General features: G+C 53.8%; 18 protein-coding genes and 1 pseudogene. 11 read left to right on the top strand and 8 right to left on the bottom strand.

All coding sequences use genetic code 11. The features are described 5' to 3' along the window. Window positions 1-370: 370 nt before the first annotated feature. From CHB83_RS24390 to CHB83_RS12730, 9 genes and pseudogenes are all read left to right on the top strand, one after another. Window positions 371-595: pseudogene (locus tag CHB83_RS24390) on the top strand (BatA domain-containing protein); the annotation flags it as partial. Between the two features lie 72 nt (window positions 596-667). Then, window positions 668-2419 carry a hypothetical protein gene (locus CHB83_RS12765; RefSeq protein ID WP_245855346.1) on the top strand — a complete coding sequence of 584 codons (1752 nt, stop codon included), beginning with the start codon at window positions 668-670 and terminating at the stop codon, window positions 2417-2419. 76 nt (window positions 2420-2495) lie between these two features. Continuing rightward, window positions 2496-2987, top strand: coding sequence for a DUF4199 domain-containing protein (locus CHB83_RS12760; RefSeq protein ID WP_045688941.1), 492 nt, complete (start codon window positions 2496-2498; stop codon window positions 2985-2987). A 42-nt stretch (window positions 2988-3029) separates the two neighbouring features. Then, window positions 3030-3554, top strand: a complete 525-nt coding sequence (locus tag CHB83_RS12755) for a DUF4199 domain-containing protein (RefSeq protein WP_045688940.1) — start codon at window positions 3030-3032, stop codon at window positions 3552-3554. Continuing rightward, complete coding sequence (locus CHB83_RS12750; protein ID WP_045688939.1) at window positions 3547-4533, top strand: glycosyltransferase family 2 protein; 987 nt, start codon at window positions 3547-3549, stop codon at window positions 4531-4533. The genes CHB83_RS12755 and CHB83_RS12750 overlap by 8 nt, the downstream gene beginning before the upstream one ends. Window positions 4534-4614: 81 nt before the next feature. Further along, complete coding sequence (locus CHB83_RS12745) at window positions 4615-5739, top strand: glycosyltransferase (protein WP_089332885.1); 1125 nt, start codon at window positions 4615-4617, stop codon at window positions 5737-5739. Between the two features lie 164 nt (window positions 5740-5903). Beyond that, window positions 5904-6608 (top strand): hypothetical protein, encoded by a 705-nt coding sequence (locus tag CHB83_RS12740; protein WP_089332884.1) that lies wholly within the window; start codon window positions 5904-5906, stop codon window positions 6606-6608. An 83-nt stretch (window positions 6609-6691) separates the two neighbouring features. Beyond that, the gene (locus tag CHB83_RS12735; protein WP_089332883.1) at window positions 6692-7342 is read left to right on the top strand and encodes a hypothetical protein; all 651 of its coding nucleotides are present in this window, start codon (window positions 6692-6694) and stop codon (window positions 7340-7342) included. A 98-nt stretch (window positions 7343-7440) separates the two neighbouring features. Then, window positions 7441-8145 carry a sensor histidine kinase gene (locus CHB83_RS12730; RefSeq protein ID WP_161806916.1) on the top strand — a complete coding sequence of 235 codons (705 nt, stop codon included), beginning with the start codon at window positions 7441-7443 and terminating at the stop codon, window positions 8143-8145. 35 nt (window positions 8146-8180) lie between these two features. Here CHB83_RS12730 and CHB83_RS12725 read toward each other — a convergent pair whose 3' ends face one another. Both CHB83_RS12725 and purB read right to left on the bottom strand, forming a co-directional pair. Continuing rightward, window positions 8181-9287 (bottom strand): glycosyltransferase family 9 protein, encoded by a 1107-nt coding sequence (locus CHB83_RS12725; protein ID WP_089332882.1) that lies wholly within the window; start codon window positions 9285-9287, stop codon window positions 8181-8183. Between the two features lie 138 nt (window positions 9288-9425). Then, a complete protein-coding gene (gene purB, locus CHB83_RS12720) occupies window positions 9426-10790 on the bottom strand; it encodes an adenylosuccinate lyase (RefSeq protein WP_055562493.1) in 1365 nt (454 codons plus the stop codon). A gap of 162 nt (window positions 10791-10952) precedes the next feature. On the opposite strand from purB, the gene CHB83_RS12715 reads away from it, so the two are divergent. Continuing rightward, window positions 10953-13100: a biosynthetic peptidoglycan transglycosylase gene (locus CHB83_RS12715; RefSeq protein WP_089332881.1), complete on the top strand. Its 2148-nt coding sequence runs from the start codon at window positions 10953-10955 to the stop codon at window positions 13098-13100. Between the two features lie 52 nt (window positions 13101-13152). On the opposite strand, the gene CHB83_RS12710 is transcribed toward CHB83_RS12715, so the two are convergent. The 3 genes from CHB83_RS12710 to hemG all read right to left on the bottom strand — a co-directional run bounded on the left by CHB83_RS12710 (window position 13153) and on the right by hemG (window position 16561). Continuing rightward, a complete protein-coding gene (locus tag CHB83_RS12710) occupies window positions 13153-14103 on the bottom strand; it encodes a TerC family protein (protein WP_045688934.1) in 951 nt (316 codons plus the stop codon). A 56-nt stretch (window positions 14104-14159) separates the two neighbouring features. Beyond that, complete coding sequence (locus CHB83_RS12705) at window positions 14160-14969, bottom strand: polyprenol monophosphomannose synthase (protein WP_045688945.1); 810 nt, start codon at window positions 14967-14969, stop codon at window positions 14160-14162. Window positions 14970-15238: 269 nt separating this feature from the next. Further along, window positions 15239-16561, bottom strand: a complete 1323-nt coding sequence (gene hemG / locus CHB83_RS12700) for a protoporphyrinogen oxidase (RefSeq protein ID WP_045688933.1) — start codon at window positions 16559-16561, stop codon at window positions 15239-15241. A gap of 125 nt (window positions 16562-16686) precedes the next feature. Here hemG and CHB83_RS12695 point away from each other — a divergent pair, with 125 nt between their 5' ends. After that, entirely contained in the window at window positions 16687-17211 is a 525-nt protein-coding gene (locus CHB83_RS12695; protein ID WP_089332880.1) for a D-glycero-alpha-D-manno-heptose-1,7-bisphosphate 7-phosphatase, read from the top strand. A 184-nt stretch (window positions 17212-17395) separates the two neighbouring features. Here CHB83_RS12695 and CHB83_RS23825 read toward each other — a convergent pair whose 3' ends face one another. The 3 genes from CHB83_RS23825 to CHB83_RS12690 all read right to left on the bottom strand — a co-directional run bounded on the left by CHB83_RS23825 (window position 17396) and on the right by CHB83_RS12690 (window position 19459). Beyond that, a complete protein-coding gene (locus CHB83_RS23825) occupies window positions 17396-17548 on the bottom strand; it encodes a hypothetical protein (RefSeq protein WP_161806917.1) in 153 nt (50 codons plus the stop codon). A gap of 177 nt (window positions 17549-17725) precedes the next feature. Continuing rightward, window positions 17726-17881 carry a hypothetical protein gene (locus CHB83_RS23820; protein ID WP_161806918.1) on the bottom strand — a complete coding sequence of 52 codons (156 nt, stop codon included), beginning with the start codon at window positions 17879-17881 and terminating at the stop codon, window positions 17726-17728. A 174-nt stretch (window positions 17882-18055) separates the two neighbouring features. Then, a complete protein-coding gene (locus tag CHB83_RS12690; protein WP_045688932.1) occupies window positions 18056-19459 on the bottom strand; it encodes a type III PLP-dependent enzyme domain-containing protein in 1404 nt (467 codons plus the stop codon). Window positions 19460-19537 lie beyond the last annotated feature (78 nt).

The raw sequence follows: 19537 nt of genomic DNA, 5'->3' as shown, positions 1-19537 counted from the left end.
TTAAGCCCCGGAGCGCCCATGGTACTGCCTTCACCGGCGGGAGAGTAGGTCGCCGCCAACCTTACTGTTTTTGCGGACGAGCCCCCGGCTGCGTCGCCCAACTTCCCCGTAGCGGGAGGAGGGGGATGCGCCGGGGGCTCGTCTCGTTTGAGGCCTTCCTAGCCGGGAGGCTCCAGTTTTATCACGAGCACTGGCTAATCAGCACGTTATAGTCTAAAGTATTAGCGTTACAGTAGCTTGTTGTAATTCGTGTACAGATGTGCAGTGTCTGTTTTATTAGAAAACAGCTCTTAGCGTAGCACTGAGTTGAGGACTTATGCGTTTTGGAAAGAGAAATTGTGTCTCTTTGCCTAGACTTACCTCTCTTTAGATGAGCTTCACATATCCGTGGTTTTTGGTTGGGCTGTTAGCAATCAGCATTCCTATAGCTATTCATTTATTTGAATTACGGCGGCCCCAACGCATTCTATTTACCAACGTTGAGTTTATACGAGAGGTGAAGTTGGTTACCGCTCGGCAGAGAAAGCTCAAGCATCTGTTAGTGCTGCTCGCCAGAATTAGCTTTATCTCATTCCTAGTCTTTCTATTCGCTCAGCCTTTCATTCCTGCTCCAGAACAGCGTAGTCAACAAGGGGCAGTGAATGTATTGGTTGATAATAGCGCTAGCATGCAGCAAGTAGGTATTAGTGACCATCTGCTTGTAGAAGATGCTATTCAGGAAGCAAGTGAACTTCCTCTAGCTTTCTCATCGGGAGCTAGATTCGCGCTAGTAGGAAATAACCAAGGCGTTGGTTCTGGCGAGGCTTATCGTGCTGCCGTTCAGGCTATCCAGATTACGGGGCAGAATCTAAGCATGAATGCTCAGCTGAGCCAGGGACTTGACCAAGCTGCTCGCACCAATGGGCCATTGTTTCTTTTCTCCGATTTTCAGAAGAACAGCTTTTCACAGCAGCAACTCACATCCCTTGATTCGAGTCAGCAAGTCTTCTTAGTGCCATTAGCTGGGAAAGCGACGGCAAACGTCTTTGTGGACAGCGTATGGTTGGATGATGCTTTTGTTCGAGCTAATACGGATATAACCTTGCGGGTACGATTGCGCAACGGTGGAGCCCAGACATCTACTGACTGTCCTGTGAAGGTTTTTGTAGGCAAGCAGCAGGCAGCAGTGTTTCGAGTACCGGTACCAGCTCACCAAACCACAACATCAATGGTGAAGGTGCGGCTAACTGATAAGTGGTTACAGGAGTGCAGGGTAGAAGTAGAAGACTCGCCTGTTGATTTCGATAACACATATTATTTCACGTTGCAGCCTGCTGCTCAAATTCGAGTTGTGGAGGTAGCAAATGAGGGGCTAATGGCACAGCTCTACAATAATGAGCCGCTATTTACTTATCAGCATTTAGCTCCGAGAACAGGAGATTACCGTGGCTTAGAGCGAGCAAACCTTATTCTGTTACGAGAAGCAACAGAGGTTTCTGCTGGACTGCGTGAGAAAATTCAAGAAGCGGTACAGCGTGGCGCTACCATTGTAATTGTACCGGCCGCTACCGCTTCACACGATTCATACACGGCTTTATTCCGAACTATTGGGGTAGGTGCCGTACAGTGGGAGCCTACGAAGGGCGGGGTACCTCCGCTTCGGGATGTTGCGGCCCCTAACCGACAGAATCCTTTCTTCCAAGATGTATTTGCTGGGCAGAACCGACCGGCGGTTATGCCAAAGGCAGCTCCAGTACTTAGTTGGTCACGTTCTGGTACGGAAATTCTGCGGCTGCGAGATGGTGACGATTTTCTGGCGGGTTTTAGCAGCGGAAAAGGGGTAGTATACCTGTTTGCGTCACCCTTCAGCAATGGGTATTCTGACTTTACTCGGCATGCCTTATTTGTGCCTGTCATGTATAGACTGGCTATGCAGAGCTACCAGCAAGAACAGCAACCTGCGTACCGATTGAACCAACGCACGCTGTCTGTGCGCCTACCAGATGCGATAAGTACAGGAGAAGAAAGCATTTTCAAACTTACTAGCGACAGTGCAGAGTACATCCCAAGCCAACGCGTACAAGGTGCCCGCGTAGTGCTGGATATACCGCCGGGCATGCGCACCCCAGGATTTTACACGCTCACGCGAGCTGGCCAGCCTGTGCTAAAAATGGCCTTCAATTTTGATAAACACGAATCTGACTTAACCAGTTATTCAGCGGCCGAGTTAAAGCAGTTGATAGGTTCAAATAGGCCCAACATTCGAGTGTACGAAACGGGTGGAGGGCAATCAGTAGCAGCTCAGTATAAAGCAACCCGGGTAGGAGTACCACTATGGCGCTACTGTTTGCTTGGCGCGCTGTTATGTTTGTTAGCAGAAGGAATTTTACTACGCGTGCGTGGTCGGCAGAAGGTGGCGCCGGTTGCCCAAGCGGCGTAGGTTGCCTAAAGACCTTGTATCTTGCTGGCTCATTAGCTTTCTGCAATTGAAATCTGCGTCTTCCCCCAGTCCTGTATTGCGCACTGCTGTAGTATGCGGCGTCAGTGCTGGCTTATTGTGCATTGCTTGGGTACTGTTCCTGCATGTAACCGGCAACAATCCCTACGGTCCTAAGCGGACCCTGTCCCAATTTTTTCCAGCCATTGCTGCTGTGGTAAGCCAAGTGTTGCTGCGGCGCTATTACACAAATGGCCCAGGACTTTGGAAGTCGTTAGGAGTAGGGATAGCCACAGCGGGTATTAGTGCTGTCGTGGCGGCGCTGGGCCTGTATACCTTTGCTCGCGTAACCGGCCCGGAGCCTATTGCGAGCCATCTGGCTGAGATGCGCCAGTTGCTCGCAAATGCCAAGGACATGTACTTCAAAGAAGCCAACGGCAAGCAGCAATATGAGGCAACCTTGCGCAACCTTGCGCGCACTCCTGAAGCCTTCGCGCAGGATGAGTTCCTGAAAAAATTCGTGCTTGGCTTTATCCTAGCTATTCCAGGAGGAGTGTTTTTGCGGAAATAATTTACCTTCCGCTACCTATTACGCACTTCACTGCTACCTGCTATGACCAGCACAACTACTTCAGTTAGCCCCACCACCGTTGGGCTCCGGTACGGATTGATTACAGGGCTGGTCATTACGGCCGTTTCCTTTTTGCAGTTGGCATTGATCAGCGACCCAGAAACGCCCTTGCGTTGGTTGAGTGGAGTTGTCCTTGGCGTGGGTATTGTGCTAGCGCATAAAAGATTCAAGCAGCTAAATGGAGGCTTCATGTCGTACGGAGAAGGCCTCGGTATTGGAGCCGTTTTAGCGGCTGTGGCGGGCTTGCTAAGCAGCTTTTTTAGTTTTCTTTACCTGAAGTTTGTAGACCCTGACTATATGAACCGGGTCATGGAGCTTACGCGCAGCCGGCTGGAAGACCGCGGAATGGAAGGCGCCCAAGTTGATCAGGCAATTGCTTCCATTGCTAAGTATAGTACAGGCCCTATTTCCATTGTATTTGGCGCTCTGGGGGCTCTGTTATTGGGGTTCTTCCTCACCTTAGCTATTTCTGCTTTTACCAAACACACCCGCCCCGAATTTGAGTAAGCGTCTGCCGCACCATTTTCCCGTTGAGCTGTCTATTGTTATTCCCTTGCTCAACGAAGCCGAGTCGCTACCAGAGCTGACGCGTTGGATCAACCGCGTGCTTAGCCAGCATGGGTTGACGTACGAAGTAATTCTAATTGACGATGGCTCCACGGATGACTCCTGGGACGTAATTGAGGAATTAGCCAGTACAGACACCCACCTGCGCGGCATTCGCTTCAATCGGAATTATGGAAAGTCGGCGGCGTTGAACGTAGGCTTTCGGGAAACGACGGGCCGCGTGGTATGCACCATGGATGCTGATCTGCAAGATTCGCCCGAAGAACTGCCCGAACTTTACCGCATGATTACCCAGGATAATCTGGATTTGGTAAGCGGGTGGAAGAAGAAGCGCTACGATCCTCTGAGCAAAACAATTCCTACGAAGCTGTTTAACGGAGTGACGCGCTGGATTTCTGGTATTCAGCTGCACGACTTCAACTGTGGCCTGAAAGCTTACGACAGCCGCGTAGTGAAGAGCGTGGAGGTGTATGGGGAAATGCACCGCTATATTCCTGTCATTGCCAAATGGGCCGGCTTCCGCAAGATTGGCGAGAAGGTGGTGCAACATCAGGAGCGTAAGTACGGCACCACAAAGTTTGGGCTCGAGCGGTTCGTGTACGGCTTCCTCGACTTGATGAGCATCACGTTCGTGAGTCGGTTCCGGCGGCGTCCTATGCACTTTTTCGGCACTCTCGGGTCCTTATCATTTATTGTGGGGATGCTGATTACCCTGTGGCTGGTAAGCGAGAAAGTATGGCTTGCCCACCAAAACTTGCACGCCCGCGACGTAACAGCCCAGCCCCTATTCTTTTTAGCGCTAGTAGCCGTTATTATTGGCGTACAGCTGTTCCTGGCAGGGTTTCTAGCCGAAATGGTGCAGCTCAGCGGATCGAACCGAAACGACTACCTCATTCGCGACCGGTTGAATCTAAAATGACCCATAGCCGCGGGTTGCCTATTGTAAAGCTACTTCGGTGCTTTGCTTCTGGCAGCAGGCCGGTTTTAGCACGAAGCCACTATGAAAGTCGTTATTATCGGACCAGCCTATCCGCTCCGGGGCGGTCTAGCAACCTACAATGAGCGGCTGGCCCGGGCCTTCCAAGAGGAAGGCGACGAGGTACGGTTAGTTACTTTCTCGTTGCAGTATCCGAATTTCCTTTTCCCTGGTCAAACCCAATTTAGCACCGAGCCCGGGCCCACCGACCTTCGTATTGAGGTGAGCCTGAACTCTGTGAACCCGCTGAGCTGGTACGCGGTAGGAAACCGGCTGCGCCGAGAACGGCCCGATTTAGTGATTTTCCGCTTCTGGTTGCCATTTATGGGCCCAGCCCTGGGTGTGGTAGCGCGGCTGGTCCGCCGCAACCGCCACACGCGCGTAGTGGCAATTACTGACAACGTCATCCCCCACGAAAAGCGCCCTGGCGACCGGCCCCTGACCAAGTACTTTCTCTCGGCCTGCCACGGTTTCGTAACCATGAGCCGCTCTGTGCTGGCCGATTTACGGCGGTTGCACTTCCGACAGCCGGCCCAGTACCGCCCGCACCCACTCTACGATAATTTTGGGCCGCTCAAACCTAAACAAGGAGCTTTGCAAGCCTTGGGGCTTGATCCGAAGTATGCATACCTGCTGTTCTTCGGTTTCATTCGGGCTTACAAAGGGCTAGATATTCTCCTTGAAGCCTTTGCGGATGAGCGCTTAGCCAGACTACCCGTCAAACTCATTATTGCGGGCGAATATTATGAAGACGCAACTCCGTATGAAGCGTTGATACGCCAGCACCAGTTGGAAGGCCGCTTGGTGCGCGCAACGGACTTTATCCCAAATGAGAAGGTGGTGGATTACTTCTGCGCCGCCGATATAGTAGTGCAGCCCTATAAAAATGCCACACAAAGCGGTGTTTCCCAGATTGCCTACCACTTCAGCCGTCCTATGCTAGTAACCGATGTGGGCGGACTAGCCGAGCTAATTCCGAACGGTGAGGTGGGCTACGTAGTGCCACCAACGGCCAAAGCCATAGCGGATGCCTTGGTAGACTTCTACGAGCATCAGCGCGAAGCTGAATTTACAGCCGGTGTATGGGCTCGAAAAAAGGATTTTTCCTGGGGCGAGATGGTGAAAGTGTTGAAAGAGGTTGCGCGCTAGCTTACTATGTAGTTTGCTTAGAAAAGAACTGTTGCTTATTACTGTAGCTACTTTTCCTAGCTAAAAACGCCGGCATAGTCGTCTTCTTTACATATGCTAGATGCCAGATCGGTAGCACATTGTAGGGAATGGATTATGTACCTTGGTCTCCTAAATTCCTTTGTATGCAAGACCAAGTAAATCTGATTAAAGAAAAAGCGAAGTTTATTTCGGATGCAGAGTATGCTAGGCTGGTAGCCAATTGGGCTCAGCAAGAAGATAATTCGGAACAGCTAGAGTGTTTTGTAGAAGGCGATACTTTTCAAGTAGGTGGAATAATTTCTTTTTCTACCATTTCCTATCTGCTTTCTACGCCAGGTATTGCTACTATTAAAATCAGGTTCGGATTAAAAAATAAAGAAGAAAAACAATTTTGCTTGCTGCTATTCGGGGTAGATTCTGCAGGGGAGAGAGTAACTCCGTATTGCGAGGCCACCAGCATTTATACTCCAAGTACGGAAAGCGAAGCGCTAGATATGCCCGGTGAAGAATTACCGGAATCCTTGACGGGTCTGTGGAAGTACAACTGGATAAGCAGGAACGGTGCCGTGGGCGCCGAGGTGTTTAGCATTCGGTATGGCTTTCTACACGGGTATAACTACTCTGTACAAGAGTTCGTAGCGACACTCGGACTAGCCAAGGAAAAGCTGTCTGTTCACATTATCTATGGTCTGCATCACTACTATGGGCTTGGCAATAGCCAGAAGGCGTCTACGCTGCCTTGCTACGCTTTCGGGCTAGTGTTGCACGCTACCAAGTTGGGCGAAGCCAACAGCATAGACGATGAGGGGTACTACGATTTGAGCTCTCCATGTCCTCGTACCTGCTAATAGCTCAAGCAGAGTAAAGCGTTTCGAATTCCTGAGCAAGGCTAGTTAGAGCTTGAACCCCTTGCTGTACTCACACTTCATGCATGGGCTTCACTACTGAGCAGGTAATTATATTTCTAGTAATAGTGCCGGAAATAGCAGCAGCCGTTGTCGGGGCGGTAAAATGGAAACACCTACCTGCTAACCTGCGCCCACTAGCCTTACTGACATTTTTTGCGCTGCTTACAGAACTAGTATCCCGAGTGTATTGGCTACTGCATGTATCTAATTTATTTATGTGGCCGATATACATCGGAGTTGAGTTTGCCTTGCTCGTGTGGATGTATAGCCTCATCATAAAAAATAACGTGCTGCTAAAGTTTAGATGGGTAGTAGTAGCTACAATGATAGGAATGCTGACTATCGAAGAAATAGGACGACTAGGGCAGCCTGATAATGTGGATAATATTGGGCGCTCAGTGGAAAGCGTTCTGGTAATAGGATTAGTGCTGCTATATTATTATACTTCCTTTAAAGAAATGCGGGTACTCTACATATGGAAGGACCCTGTATTTTGGATTTCGACGGCTTTGCTGATCTTTTTTGCCGGAAATTTTCTGATATACACGTTTGCCAACTTCAGCATCAAATATTCTCAGCAACTGTCCTACCAGATATGGGCGTTGCACGGAGTATTAACCATGTTGTTGTATAGTACCTATGCATATGGCTTGTGGATAAGCCCACGGAAGTAGAATTCGCTTGGTTATTATTCACAGGCATTAGTGTGATGCTGCTGCTAGCAGTGGCAATCGTTGTTTTTATAGTGGTTTACCAAAAGAAGGCGCATGCTATGCAGGTAAACCTGCAGCAGCAGGAGTTAGAACACCAGCAAGCAATGCTAGGCTTGGTAGTTGCCTCTCAGGAAACCGAACGGGAGCGAATTGCCCAAGACCTGCACGATGAAATAGGTGGGGCACTGGCTGCTGCACAGCTAATAATCAACCAACTGCGTTCTAATGCCGCCAGCCCCCAGGCGCAGGAAATGGCCCAGCAGGCCAGCCAAATAGTGGGAGAAACGGTGCAGAACATGCGCCACATTGTGCGTGATATTTCGCCGGCAATGCTGGTGCGGTTTGGGTTTCGCCGTGCCGTTACAATGCTCGCTACGCGCTTAGAAGCCACGGGAATGCTCGTGCATCTGCAAGTAGATGCTAGCGTGGAAACGTGGGAGGTTAGCGCACAACTGGCCCTGTACCGCATCGTGCAGGAGTTCTTTGCCAACACGCTTAAGCATGCCCAAGCCCACCACCTGACGCTGGATATTACCACGGTAGCGGGCGTGCTAAAACTACGCATGAGCGATGATGGACGCGGTTTCGCGCTCCAGCCAGAGGGGCAAGGCAAATCAACTGGAATGGGACTGGCCGGTATTAGGGCTCGGGCCCGAGTTCTCAATGCAGACCTCAACCTCACATCAGCACCTGGGCAAGGTACCCAAGCTGTACTAATAATGGTAACGGCGGCAGACGCTGTTCCCGTTGGTGCCTTGGGATAAGCTGGTTGTACCCGCTAGCTACCCCTTAGAACTTGCTACCCAATGGCTATCGGCACGCTAGCTTGCACGGCTGCGAATACCTTTTCAGCCGGTAAGTCTTCCATGCAGCTAGTTCCTAGCTTGCAAGAGCCCCGGTAGAAGCACACGCACTGCCGGTCGGGTTGTACCAGTTGGCCGCGGTCGTAGAGGTCAAACTCGTACGGGTTGAAGATATTATTCATCAGGATGGTAGGCTTGCGTAGCGCGATGCTGATGTGCATAGCCATGGTTACTTGGGTCACAATGCCATCCATCTGGTACATCAGGTTGATGAACTGCGCCAAGGGGAACGTGCCTAAGTATGCCGCGCCAGTGGCTGCATGCAAACGCCGATTCCGTTCGTCTTCTGCCTCTCCGCCTAGTAGCACGGGCGCGTAGCCCGCGGCCTGCAATTGCTGAATCAGTCGAGTCCACTGGTCATCTGACCACAGGCGAGTAGTCCACCGGTCTCCGCAGCCGGTGTTCAGCCCAATGCGCGGGGCATGGGTAGGGAGGTGGCTCCAGTCGTAGCCTTTGTCTTCGTGCGTGTCGAATACGTACTCTTCGCCCCGGAACTCAAAGCCGCACAGTTCAAATATCTCCTGCACATAAGGCTTTTGGTTTTGCAGGCTTAGCTGGTCAAATACGCCCGTGAGATACTTGTGGTCGGCTAGGGCATTGCTGGGCCAGGCCACGCCGTACTGGGGGTGCAGGGTGTAGCCAAATTTTTGGGTAGCCCGAATGGAGTCGTGCAAGGCACAGGCTTCCTTGTCCTTATCGAGGTTGAGTAGAATATCGAACTCCCGTTGCTGTAGATGCAGTACGGCCGGTAAATCTAACTTTAGGACTTCGTCAATCTCACCTTGCGGTAGGATGGCGGGCGTGAGTGTAAGCCAGGTAATCTTGCCCATCGGATACTCCTGCCGCAACCGCCGCAAAAGGGGGGTTGTCCGAATCACGTCGCCAATAGCCCCCAACTTAATAATGAGAATGCGCTGTTGAATGGGTGCATACACCGGGCAGTTGGCGCACTGGTAGCCATGCTCTTTATTGGGGCGGCAAGGAATATCGCCACGGAAGTGGCGGCAGTCTGGATGAACGGTAATACCGGCGAGAGAAGCCATGCAAGAATGAAATTACAAGCTCAAAGGTAGAAGATAGGAGCAAGTGGGAGGAGCACGACTGAAAAAAGCCCGATTCGGCAACAGGCCAGACCGGGCTTTAGGCAGTAGCAGAGCGGCAGCTATTCCGCTCGGGTGGAGCTATACTCCTACGTAGCTGGTAGGAGAAATGGCCCGCAGTTCGGTTTTCACTTCTTCGCTTACTTCTAGCGTATCAATGAACTCACGGATAGTCTGCTCGGTGATGGGGCCGTGGGTACGCGTCAGGGCTTTGAGCGCGTTGTACGGATCGGGGTAGTTTTCGCGGCGCAGCACCGTCTGAATGGCCTCGGCCACTACCGGCCAGTTGGCATCTAGGTCGCGGCGCAGAGCTTCTTCGTCAAGGGCCAGCTTATCAAGGCCGCGCTGCAAGGCTTGCAGGGCAATGAGTGTGTGGCCGAGCGGTACACCCAAGTTGCGCAGTACGGTAGAATCGGTGAGGTCGCGCTGAAGGCGGCTGATTGGCAGCTTGGCCGATAAGTGCTCCAGTATAGCGTTGGCCAATCCCAGGTTGCCCTCAGCATTTTCAAAATCAATGGGGTTCACCTTGTGAGGCATGGCCGAAGACCCCACCTCACCAGCCTTAATGGTCTGACGGAAGTAGCCCAGGGAAATATACTGCCACACGTCGCGGGCCAAGTCGATGAGGATGGTGTTGAGGCGCTTGAGGCCGTCGCACAGGGCCGCCAAGTGGTCGTAGTGCTCAATTTGGGTGGTAGGATGGCTGCGCTTCAAACCTAAGCGGCCTTCCACGAACTGCTGGGCAAAAGCGTGCCAGTCGGTACCAGGGTAGGCCACATGGTGGGCGTTGAAATTGCCAGTAGCCCCACCAAACTTTGCTCCGAAGGGCACTTGAGCCAGTAGTTCTACCTGGGCATCAAGGCGAGCTACAAATACGGCTACCTCCTTACCTAGGCGGGTAGGAGAAGCTGGCTGCCCATGCGTGCGCGCCAGCATGGGCACGGTGGCCCAGTCCTGAGCGCGCGTGGCCAAGTTGTTACGCACCTGAGCGTAGGCTGGCAGCAGCGTATGAACCAGGGCATGCTGGAGGCTAAGCGGAATGGCCGTGTTGTTGATGTCCTGGGACGTGAGGCCGAAGTGAATAAACTCCAGATGCTGACCTAGGCCCAGGGCCGTAAATTGGTCGCGCAAGAAATATTCCACAGCCTTCACATCGTGGTTGGTTACGCGCTCATGGGCTTTTACCGCTTCGGCATCGGCCACTGAGAAGTCTTTATAGATGCTGCGTAGTTGCTCAAACACGTTGGCGTCGACACCTGCCAGCTGGGGGAGGGGCAATTCGCACAGAGCAATGAAATATTCGACCTCCACCAGCACTCGGTAGCGGATAAGCGCAAGCTCAGAAAAGTAAGGCGCTAGGGGAGTAGTGCCGCGACGGTAGCGCCCATCCAGGGGCGAAACGGCGGTAAGTGGAGTGAGCAAAGCGTAATCGGCAGCAGACGACATGGGCAGTAGCAAGGTTAGTCAGGGCGGGCCAAAGGTACGGAATGGCATTGCGCCCGCCGTCGAGGCGCGAGCCTTTTTCGTTACCTTTGCTACTGAGCGGCGGCGGGTTCGGCACGAATCTGGTACGGACCGGCCGCAGTTTCCTTCCTCCTGACTGTTCGCGTGACTCCAGCTACGAAACGAAAAATTGGCATCGGCCTTGGCATCCTTGCGGTGCTGCTCGCCGTGGGCCTTGGTATATTTTTGCTCAAGCGGCAACAGCTGCTGAACTACGCCTTGCTGCAAGTAAAAGCCAAGGTAGAGCGTAAATTCCCCGTGACTCTCTCCTTGGGCCCCGCCCGCTTCACCGACCTAAATACGGTGCAGCTAGACGGGGTAAGCGTGGTGCCCACGGCCCTCACAACGGATACCCTGCTACGGGCCCAAACCGTGCGGGCTTCCCTGAGCGTGCGCAGCTTGTTTGCGGGCCGTCCGGTGTTTAGCAACCTGGAAATCGACAATGCCAGCCTCACAGCCCGCAAGACGGCCAGTGGCACTGACAACTACTCTTTCCTCTACAAAAGGAAGAAAGGCCAGCCAGTAGTGAAGCGCGATACTACCAAAGGCACTAACTACGGTCTGTTAGCAAATCAACTACTCGAGGCAACCTTCGATAACGTGCCGGGTGAGGCTGATTTTCGTAATTTTCTTATCACCTACCGGAGCCCACGCCACACGGCTACGCTCACAATGCCCGAGCTGGCTATTGAGGACGGGGATATTAAAGGGCAACTGACGGCGGTTATCGACTCGGTTCGGAACCGCGTGGGAGTGCTGGGGCGCATTGACGCCGGCGACTACGAGGTAGATGCGCAGATATTCGCCCTCGACCGCCGCCCCGTGGTATTGCCCTACGTGCAGCGCCGGTACGGAGCCCGGGTGCAGTTTGACACCGTGCGGGTGAGCCTAACGGGCAAAGACTTCAGCGACGACGAGCTAACCGTGAAAGGCACCGCGTCGGCGGCGAACTTCATCGTAAACCACCCCAAGCTCTCCGATAGCGACGTGCGCTTTCCGCGTGGTGGTATCGACTTCGTTGCTCGGCTAGGGCAAGATGCCTTTGCTTTGGAGAAAGGGACACGGGTGCTGCTGAATCGGATGGAGTTCTTCCCCGAGTTTTCCGTGCGCCGGTTGCCCGTAAACCAGCGGGTAATTGGCAAGGAAATCAATGGCCTTACCAGCCGCAGCCAGTTTATGGCGGGTATGCAGGTGAAGCTGAACGTGGAGTCTAGCGAGACTCCCACCAACGATTTCTTCGCCTCCCTACCCGAAGGAATGTTTGAAACCTTGGAAGGCACCCAGGGCGAAGGCACGCTCAAGTACAGCCTCAGCGCCGACCTAGACATGAATAAGCTGGACAGCCTGCGGTTCAACTCTGGGCTGCGCGGTACCAAGTTCCGTATTACTCGCTTCGGGCGCGAGAACCTGAACAAGCTGAACGAGGAGTTCCCCTACACGGCCTATAACGACAAAGGCGACTCGGTGAAAACCTTCCTGGTGGGCTCCTCAAATCCGGAGTTCACGCCCTACAATGAGGTAGCCGACTACCTCAAGTATGCCATCATGACGGCGGAGGACCCCCGCTTTATGTCGCACCGGGGGTTCATGGAGAAGGCATTTGTGAAGTCGGCCATTCAGAACTTCAAGGAGCGGCGCTTCGCCCGGGGCGGTAGTACCATCTCTATGCAGCTGGTGAAAAATGTGTTTCTCACCCGCAAGAAGACCATCGTCCGCAAGGTGGAAGAGGCCCTGATTGTGTGGATTATCGAAAACACGCGCTTGGCTTCGAAGGAGCGCATGCTGGAAGTGTACTTGAACATTATTGAATGGGGCCCCAAAATTTACGGGGTTGCTGAAGCCGCCGAGTTCTACTTCGACAAGCAGCCAGCCAACCTAAACCTCTCCGAGAGTTTGTTCTTGGCTAGTATAATTCCCCGCCCGAAGTACTACCGCAACGGGTTCAACCAGTACGGCGAAATGCGGGGTAGCGCCCGGTATTTCCACCGCCTTATTGCGCAGCTGATGGCCCGCAAGGGCTACATTTCGCAGGGCGAGTACGAGGGGCTGGGAAATTTCGTGGCCTTCAATGGTCCGGCGCGTAAATACATCGTGCGGGCTACCCGCGACACCGTCCGCACAACCGTAGCGGCAGATTCCTCGCAATACGAGCCCCTGAACCTGATCGACCTGCTAGGCGGCGCCGCTGCCCCCGACGCGGGGGTGAATCAGGGAGCACCGCCCACGCAGCCAGCTACCCCGCCTAACAACTAAACTATGACGTAAAAAAGGCCGGCTACATTAAGTAGCCGGCCTTTTTTATGCTCTATTCTCGTGACGTTCTAGGAAAGGTTTCTTCCTCCGGCTTCTTCGGGAAGAGAAGCGACAGACCTACTGACCCCGCCAGAATTAGCCCAACGATACCCAAGGATAAGCCCATAGATACGTGGTAGATTTCTGATACCAGCAGCTTGCCCCCAATGAAGATGAGAATAAGCGACAGGCCATAGTGCAGGTAGTGGAACAGGCGCATCAGGCCCTCTAGGGCAAAATACAGGGCCCGCAAACCTAGCAGGGCAAACACATTGGAAGTGTACACAATAAATGTGTCGCGCGAGACGGCCAGGATGGCGGGGATAGAGTCGGCGGCAAAGACAACATCAGTTGTTTCTACCATCACCAGTACCACAAACAGCGGAGTAGCGTAGCGCAGGCCATCTTGACGCACAAAAAACTTGCCCTCGTGCAGGCGGCTAGTAATGGGGAGGTGGCGGCCCAGAAACTTTACCACTGGGTTGCTATCGGGGTCTATTTCCGGTTCGCCGGCACTAGCGGCCATCTTCACGCCAGTATACACCAGGAAAGCCCCAAGGAAGTACAGCAGGAAGTGGAACTTGGCCAGCAGAGCCGCCCCAATCAGGATAAAGGCCGCGCGTAGCACCAGTGCTCCAATAATGCCCCAGAACAAGATCTTATGCTGGTATTGGGGCGGAACTTTGAAGTAGGAGAAGATGAGCAGAAAGACGAATAGATTGTCAACGCTCAAAGACTTCTCAATGAGGTAGCCCGTGAGGAACTCCATAGCTGCCTGCTTGCCCAGCCAGCGGTACACCAACGCATTGAACGACAGCGACAGGATGATCCAGAAGACGCTCCAGCCCAAGGCTTCGCGCATGCGCACCACGTGGGCGTTGCGGTTGAATACCAGTAGGTCTAGCAACAGTAGCGCCAGCACGAATGCGTTGAAGGCAACCCAGAATAGCGGACTTATTTCCATGCGTAGCGGAAAAGATGTGCGACTTTTCTCAAAAGTAAGCCGCTGGCCTTTCTCGCTTACCGGGATTCGGGGTATGGGGTTGCGGAAGTAGCTGACAACTGGTCGGTTGAGCCGGTCACTATGGGCTCGGGTGCCGTCCGCTCAAAGCGCCGGAACCAACTGGCAACCTTCAACTGCACGACTCCAAAGAAGGCTTCTTTGAAGATGCCCTTACTCATTTTGGAAGCACCTCGGGTGCGGTCGGTGAAGATGATAGGCACTTCTTTAACCCGGAAGCCATACTTGTAAGCCAGCCACTTCATTTCAATCTGGAAGGCGTACCCTACAAACTGAATCCGGTTTTGCAGGATGGTGCGCAGCACGCGGGCCGTGTAGCACTTAAAGCCCGCCGTAGCATCCATAATGGGCATGCGCGTAATAAAGCGCACATACGCCGACGCAAACCAAGACATAAGCACGCGGTCCATAGGCCAGTTGACCACGTTTACTCCCTGGATGTAGCGCGACCCAATGGCCAGGTCGTAGTGCTGATGAGCACACGTATCGTAGAGGCGAATCAGGTCGTCGGGGTTATGGGAAAAGTCGGCGTCCATCTCAAACACGTACTCATAGCCCCGGGCCAGGGCCCAGTTGAAGCCGTGGATATAGGCCGTACCCAAGCCAAGCTTGCCGGTGCGCTCCTCTAGAAATAGCCGGCCCGCAAACTCCGGTAGTAGCTCGCGCACAATTGCTGCCGTGCCGTCGGGAGAGCCATCATCGATGATGAGCACATCGAAGGCTTTGGGCAAGGAAAATACCTTACGGAGAATCAATTCTATGTTCTCACGCTCGTTATAAGTCGGTATTAGGACAAGCCCGTCATTCATGGGGCCAAAGGTAGGGGTTTGGCGGAAGTGCCCACGCAGCAACCTGAACAAGAGTGTCAGTTTCGGAAGCCGCTAAAGGCAAGAATAAGAAGAAGTGTACTGAGTACAAAGGACGGTAGAAACGCCGTCGTGGATAGCATAGATGCCCGCTATCCACCAAGCGTTGCTTCGGCCCTCAGAAGTCCAACAACAGGACCACCCCAAGAAGTTTGCTTACGCGCACGATCTGGTAGGTGCCTAAGATGGTCGTGGTTTAGATACTGGCTGTGCTAGCGCATGAGCTGTTGGGCTAGCTGCTGAGCGTGACGAATGCAATCGGGGACGCCCACGCCGGCTTGCCAGTTGGCCGTGGCATGCAGGCCATGTTCAGCCAAGGCTGCCACCGCCGCCCGAGCAGGCCCAATCCGGTGGTCGAACTGCGGAATAGCCCGCTCCCAGTAGTAGCGGTACTGCCACACAGGAGCAGCTTGAATGCCATAGAACCGACTTAGTTCGGCGTGCACGGCTGCTTTCTGCGTTTCGGCAGGCTGGCGGGCCTGCTCTTCGTACTGGCTGCCTCCCACGAAGGTCGTGAACAGCACTTGTCCGGCCGGGGCCCGGTCAGGAAAGATGGAGCTAGTCCAGATGCTACCAGCGGCATAAGGCTGCTCTACGCGGGGGTGCAGGGCGCCAAAACCATCGAGTGGGTGCTGCACCGCCACGCGGTCGTACGCCGAGTAGATAGCCGTCATGGGCGGGTAGTGTACCTGCTCCAAAGCCTCAGCCGCCGCTGAAAACTGGGGGCGCAGCAAGTCGGCCGCCGTATACGTGGGTAGGGCCAGCACTACATGGTCGTAGAGGCGGAAGCCTGGGCCGCCAGTAGTTTCCAGCGCCCACCGGCCATCATCAGTGCGGCGGTGTAGCCCCGTGATGCCGTGGCTAAAGTGAGCGCGCCGTAGCTGCCGGGCCAGCGTGTCGGTAAGCGTTTGAAGGCCACCGTGCAGCGTAAAGGTGCGCCGGCGCCCGGCACCGCCTTTGCTTTTCATGAGCCCACGCAACACGGAACCGTGCTGCTGCTCCATGGCGGCCAGTTGCGGAAACGTATGCTGTACCAGCAGCTGCTCCGGGTCGCCGGCGTAAATACCAGCAATGAATGGGTTGAGCGCGTAGTCCGTTACCTCCGACCCAAACCGACGACGGAAAAAGGCCGCCAGTGTTTCGGGCGTACCCGCGGGGGCTGCGGGGCGGGTCAGCTCACGCAATAGGTTAAACTTGGTTTTCAGGCCGAAAAACTTGCCCGTGAGTAGGGCCGGAGGCGTACCAGGTAACTTCTGGTAGCTGCCATTCTTAAGCACATAGCGGTTTTGGCTGACGGCCGCTGCGTCTTGCATCTGGCTCGTCAGGTTCAAGCCCTGTAGCAATTGATCCAGCTCGGGGCTGAGCAAAAGAGAATTGGGACCTGTTTCCAGCAAATAGTCGCCGTGGCGTTCGGTGCGCACGGTGCCTCCGGGCCGGGCGGCCGCTTCATACAGGTCGTAGTCGGCGCCGGCCCGCTGCAGGTACCAGGCCAAGGTGAGGCCCGAAATGCCGCCGCCCAAAATGGCTATGGTCATTTCTTGAAAAAGTAAGGAGGTGATAGGGTAGGAAGTAGCAGGGTGCAAAGGTAGGCACCCCGTACCTTTGGCGCCGCTATTTAGCTAGTTTCGCTTCCCTTTCACCCTTCTTTTCTGCTTGCCTTATGACTTATGCTCCCAATAAAGCGGTATTTCTGGACCGAGACGGTGTACTAAATGCCGAAATTGGAGACTACGTGTGGGAAGTAGAGAAATTTGTGGTGCTGCCTGGCGTACCCGAGAGCCTAGCCCGACTGAAGCAGGCTGGCTACTATCTTATCGTTGTCACTAACCAAGCGGGTATTGCCAAGCAACTGTATTCCGCCACCGAGGTAGAGGCGTGCCATCAAAAGCTTCAGCAGGCCTGCCAAGGGCTGATAGATGCCTTCTATTTCGCCCCGGGCCATCCTAGCGTGTCAGAGTCGTTATCGCGCAAGCCAGGCTCCCTCATGCTCGAGAAGGCCATGGCCCGGTTTCACCTTAATCCTGCCCAAAGCTGGATGATTGGCGACCGGTACCGCGACATGGAAGCCGGCGCTCGGGTAGGCGTACGCGGAATCTTGGTGGGTTACTCAGAAGCTACCACCTACCAGCCCCACGTAGCCGACTTGCTCGCCGCTACCGACCTTATTTTGGCTACCGCCTACTAGATACAGAAAGCCGCCCGCCAGTAACATGTAACTGCTACTAGGAAGGTGCCAAATTGTCTGCTTTAGTAACTTCTTCAGTGCCTCCTACCAGTGCTAGCTTCTCATAAACCTAGCTTGCTTCCTTGGTGCCGAGCACCCCGCCGCTATTCTTCCGCTACTGCGTGGGGGAGCCCACGCGTGTTCTTCACTGTCGCTCAGGGGTAGTGAGAGCGGCACTAGCCGTAATGGCGGTAGCTACCTGAGTAGCGGGTTTAGTAGCCGAGTAAGCGGGACATTTGGTGCGGCAAGAGCCCAAAGCCAGCGTGCTAAGCAAAGAGAAAATGAAAATCTTTCTCATTGAATATTACAAAATGTAAAAGTGGGGAAACTGGACAGCTGCTCTGATTAGGAGCATTTTGACTGTACAACGTCTCAACAATCTTATTTAGTGCCTATGGTACTGGCAGGAGCAGAAAATAAAAAGGCTCCTTCCGCATAGCAGAAGGAGCCGAATAGTCTGGCAACGCCACGAGTACTACTGACGAGGGGCCGGGGTAGCTGCGCTAGCGGAAATAGTGGAAGAAATACGAGTGGCCTCTTTGGTGCTAGAATAAGCGGGGCACTGCGACTTCCGGTTGCACGCACTAAAAGCCAGCGAAGCGACGCAGGTAAATAGTAGAACTTTTTTCATGGCATTGAAGATAAGAAAGGTCTGGTTCAGAGCGGTAAAGATACAGGAAGCCCCTGCGGCGTCCAAGCTGTCGACTTCGGCTTTCGATTAATACTACCCCCAGATCGGCAAACTGCCCCAAACTACCCCATTGGCTGGCGTAATTTGGGGCAGTTGCTCGGCTTACCTCCAGGCTTACTTCTGGTAGCCCAGAATGCGCATCATCGACTCGCCACTTTGCTCTTCTGCGAATACGTAATCCGTGAGCGTACCATCCTCGGCGCGGTCTAGAATAACCATTTTCGGTGCCGGAATCAGGCAGTGCTTCACGCCACCGTACCCCGACAAGCTCTCCTGGTAAGCTCCGGTGTGGAAGAAGCCCACATACAGGGGCTTAGGGTCTTGGGCAGGCTTGCGCTCCGGCAAAAACACCTGGTAAATATGTTTTTCGGCGTTGTAGTAGTCCTGCGAATCGCAGGTGAGGCCACCAAGTTGAATTTTCTTGTACGAGCGGTTCCAGCCATTCAGGGCCAGCATAATGAAGCGCTGGTTGAGGGCCCAGGTGTCGGGTAGGTTGGTGATAAACGAGCCGTCAATCATGTACCAGAGCTCCTTATCGTTCTGCAGCTTCTCGTCTAGAATGCTGTAGATCGTAGCGCCCGACTCACCCACGGTGAAAATACCGAATTCGGTGAAGATGTCGGGCTCTGGTACGCCTTCTTCCTCGCAGATGCGCTTGATGGTGCGCAGCACCTCGGCAATCATGTAGGGGTAGTCATACTCCTTCTGAATGCTGGTTTGAATGGGTAAGCCGCCCCCAATGTCGATGGTGGTGAGGGTAGGGCACACCTTACGCAGCTCGCAGTACTTGTGCACGAAGCGGCTCAGCTCCGACCAGTAGTAGCTGGTGTCCTTGATGCCGGTATTGATGAAGTAGTGCAGCATCGTCAGCTCAAAGCGCGGATCATCCTTGATCTTCTGCTCGTAGAGCGGCACGGCGTCGGTGTAGCGAATGCCCAGGCGCGAAGTGTAGAACTGAAAGCGTGGTTCCTCGTCGGAAGCCAGGCGCATACCTACATTGCACTTTTCGCGCACGTTGTCGTGGTAGTAGTCTACCTCGTTCGGCGAGTCGAGAATAGGCATACAGTTCACAAACCCATCGTTGATGAGGGCCGTGATTTCCCGCTTGTATTCTTCGGTCTTGAACCCGTTGCAGATGATATAGGTATCCTTCGTGACCCTGCCCTTCTGGTACATGGCCCGAATGATATTGGTGTCAAACCAGCTGGAAGTTTCGATGTGGACGCCGTTTTTTAAGGCTTCCTCCACCACAAAGCTGAAGTGTGAGGCCTTGGTGCAGTAGGCGTAGGAGTAGCGGCCCTGGTAGCCAGTTTGCTCAATGCCCAGGCGGAACCACTCCTTGGCCCGCTGAATCTGGCTGCTGATTTTGGGGAGGTAGGTGAGGCGCAGCGGGGTGCCGTGCTTTTCTACCAGGGCCATCAAGTCAATATCGTGGAAGCGCAGCTCGTCGTTTTCAACGTGAAACTCGTCGGTGGGAAAATCGAAAGTCTGCGAAATCAGGGAGTGGTAGGTATCCATTAAAGGAGGGGGTGATGCTATTTTCTTGTGAGGATGAAGGAAAGAATGGCCGGCGGTGCGGGTAAACACTCGCCTACC

Origin of the sequence: Hymenobacter mucosus (assembly GCF_900188255.1) — a bacterium.
In the GTDB taxonomy this organism is placed as follows: domain Bacteria; phylum Bacteroidota; class Bacteroidia; order Cytophagales; family Hymenobacteraceae; genus Hymenobacter; species Hymenobacter mucosus.
This window is presented reverse-complemented; position numbering and strand designations above follow the sequence as displayed.